We start from the raw sequence: 2363 nt of genomic DNA on the forward strand, positions 1-2363 counted from the left end.
ACCAGCGAGATGCCGGTCGAACGACTCTGGCACGCCGTCCCCGCCTTCCCGACCATCAGCGAAGTCTGGCTAAGGCTGCTGGAAACCCACCGCGGGTAGCCAGCGGTTCACCACGCGACTCAGAGGTCGTCTTCTCCGGAAGACCCAGCAACGACTCGGCACTCGGGCTCCAGACGGTGAGGAAACCCTGGCCGTCGATGGCCATCAGCGCACTTCGGGGTGCAGCCGTGGGTTGCGACGCGTCGTAAGCGCTCATGCCGCCGCTCCAGTCAGGCATGCCGCTCGGAGGGGTGGCCCGCTCCGCTCGGGTCTATCAAGCCGGCGTGCTCCTGCAGCAGCGGCAGAGCCACTGGTGGGGCCGGCGGCTGGGACCGGCGCCGCATGGGGGTGAGCGCCACCGGCGGGAGCCTGGCGCGGTCCGCCGGGACCGTGATCATCAATCGGCGGGGCGTTCGCGTGCGGCCACGAACTCCTCGGCAGTGCGGCTCGGGACGAAGGTGCCCGCGTGACCGACGTCCTCGCTGAGCGCGCGGGCCGGCCGGAGTGTTGGGATGGGCGGAGCAAACGATGCTGGTGGCCGGACCTCTTGCGGCATTCACAGGGAAACGCGTCGTCGGCGCCGCCGGGAAAGGCGACGCCGACGTATGGCCTGTACGCGGCGGGGTACCGGGGCGGTCAGGCAGCCTTGAGCTGCGCGGCGATCTTCACCACGCGCTCGGCCTGGACGCGGGCGGCGGCTCGGGTGGTGTCGTCCACCGGGTTCGCGCCCTGGGCGTCCACGTGTGAGGTGCCGTACGGGTTGCCGTCCGCGAACTTGACCGGGTCGGTGAAACCGGGGGCGACCACGATGCCGCCGAAGTGGTGGACGGAGGTGTACAGCGCCTGCAGCGTGGTCTCCTGGCCGGCATGGAGCGTGGCGGAGGAGGTGAACCCGCTGTACACCTTGTCGGCCAGCTTGCCCTGCGCCCACAGCCCGCCGAGGGTGTCGATGAACTGCTTGAGCTGGGAGGAGAGGTTGCCGAAGCGGGTCGCGGAACCGAACAGTACGGCGTCGGCCCACTCGACGTCCTCGGGGATCGCCTCGGGGATGTCGGCGGTGGCAGCATGGTTGGCGGCCCAGGCCGGGTTGGACTCGATGGCCGACCGGGGGGCCAGCTCGGCGGCCTTCACCAGGCGGACCTCGGCACCGGCCTTGACGCCGGCGTCGCGCAGTTCCTTGGCGATCTCGGTGATGGTGCCGGTGGAGGAGTAGTAGACGATGGCGAGCTTGACGGGAGTGGCCACGACGGCGATCTCCATTCACATGGTCGGAAGTTGGAGTGGGGGCGACTCGACCGGACTAACCGACCGGTCGCCTATGTGGAACGTAGACGACCGGTCTAGTTAAGTCAAAGGGCGCTTCAGGCATAAGTCCCGCCGTGCCCGATCGGGACCGCCGAGCCGTGCAGGCCGACGGCGCAGGCCAGGGAGAGGACGCCGCGTCCGCCGATGCAGCGGCAAGAAGTGCGAGCGGAGAGGGCTCCGCGATCACGTGGTGGCGTCGGCCCTGCCCGGGTCGTTGGGGTGGGACGCCACGGCCGTGACCACCGGGGTCATCCACGGCCGGAGCGGCAGGGTCCCGAGCACTTTCTCGTACAGCTCGGCCTCGTCGGCAGCGCGCCACAAACCGATGCTGCGCAGCTCGCCGACCGGGCGCCACAGCCGCACAAGGTGGCCGGCAGCGGCCAGTTCCTCGGCCCGCACGGCTTCCGCGGCGCGGCGGCGATCGACCTCGGCCGGGTCGGTTCCCTCAGGAATGGTGGTGGTGAGCTCGACCAGGAACTCCTTCATGGCCCTTCTCCTTCTCTTCGGGGCGCCGGGGCGCCTGGTACGTCCGGGAAGCGGGTTGCCGTGCCGCGATCCTGCGGCGCCGGCCAGGTGGCGGCGCTCCGGTCCGGCGCCGCAGCGAAGTCCGCGCCGCCGTTCTCGCTGCGGTCGATGCCCTCGCCTGCGGTGCCGGCGACCCGGGAAATGGCGCGCCGGATGCCTGCGTGACCTCCCTGGCGGCGCCCCGTAGCCCCGTACCCATCCGCGGCCTCTGGCCTGGGTGAGCACAGGTCGGTCGGTTCGCTGTCCCACATTCTTTGACACTTGTCGACCGGTCGTCTACTTTCAAATAGGCGACCGGTTGGTTATTCCGGTTGGTCGCACCATAGCACCCCATGGAAGAAGGTCGTCATGAGCAGTCAGGGTCAGAAGGTCGCGGTCATCACCGGCGCCTCGCAGGGAATCGGCGCCGGGCTGGTGGAGGCCTACCGCAAGCTCGGCTACGCCGTCGTCGCCACCTCGCGCGGCATCGCCGCGTCGCAGGACCCGCACGTCCT

At 70.0% G+C, this 2363-nt stretch carries 3 protein-coding genes; 1 reads left to right on the top strand and 2 read right to left on the bottom strand.

Features of this window, described 5'->3' with window-relative positions:
• Nucleotides 1-675: 675 nt before the first annotated feature.
• Together ACWCP0_RS41990 and ACWCP0_RS41995 are read right to left on the bottom strand one after the other, a co-directional pair.
• Nucleotides 676-1284, bottom strand: a complete 609-nt coding sequence (locus ACWCP0_RS41990; RefSeq protein WP_451083966.1) for a flavodoxin family protein — start codon at nt 1282-1284, stop codon at nt 676-678.
• A gap of 243 nt (nt 1285-1527) precedes the next feature.
• Entirely contained in the window at nt 1528-1830 is a 303-nt protein-coding gene (locus ACWCP0_RS41995) for a muconolactone Delta-isomerase family protein (protein WP_451083967.1), read from the bottom strand.
• A gap of 387 nt (nt 1831-2217) precedes the next feature.
• Between ACWCP0_RS41995 and ACWCP0_RS42000 the strand changes: the two genes are divergently transcribed.
• Nucleotides 2218-2363, top strand: a 146-nt coding sequence (locus ACWCP0_RS42000) for an SDR family NAD(P)-dependent oxidoreductase (RefSeq protein ID WP_451083163.1), incomplete at its 3' end; no start/stop codon positions are given.

Source organism: Streptomyces sp. NPDC001970, assembly GCF_053594115.1.

What these genes read in the sequence shown, in the direction of transcription:
- ACWCP0_RS41995 (WP_451083967.1), bottom strand. Translation starts at nt 1,830, where the DNA reads ATGAAGGAGTTCCTGGTCGAGCTCACCACCACCATTCCTGAGGGAACC.